At 69.0% G+C, this 303-nt stretch carries 1 protein-coding gene; it reads right to left on the bottom strand.

The window, feature by feature from the left end:
- On the bottom strand, positions 1-278 hold a 278-nt coding region (locus tag IG88_RS39980), incomplete at its 3' end, for a hypothetical protein (protein WP_158854266.1).
- Positions 279-303: the final 25 nt, after the last annotated feature.

Raw genomic sequence — 303 nt, 5'->3', positions numbered from 1 at the left:
CACACCTCACCGAACACCTCACCAAACCCCGGCAAACCCACCAACTCACGCCCCATACCCAACCGCTGAGACCCCTGACCCGAAAACACCAGAGCCAGGGTTCGACCCGACTTGGCGCGGTCCACGACGGTGTGCGGAACGTGTTCGCCGGAGATCACGGCGTCGAGACCGCGCAGGAGTTCCTCGCGGGTGTGGCCCACGACCACGGCGCGGTGTTCCATGGCGGACCGCGCCGTCAGCAGTGACCAGGCGACGTCCGCGTCGGACGCCTCCGCCACGGCAGCGGACTCCCGCAACCGCGCC

The organism is Streptomyces sp. NRRL F-5650 (assembly GCF_000721365.1).
Lineage (GTDB): Bacteria > Actinomycetota > Actinomycetes > Streptomycetales > Streptomycetaceae > Streptomyces > Streptomyces ardesiacus.
The sequence above is the reverse complement of the archived record's forward strand: the minus strand, read 5'-3'. Positions and strand labels throughout refer to the sequence as shown.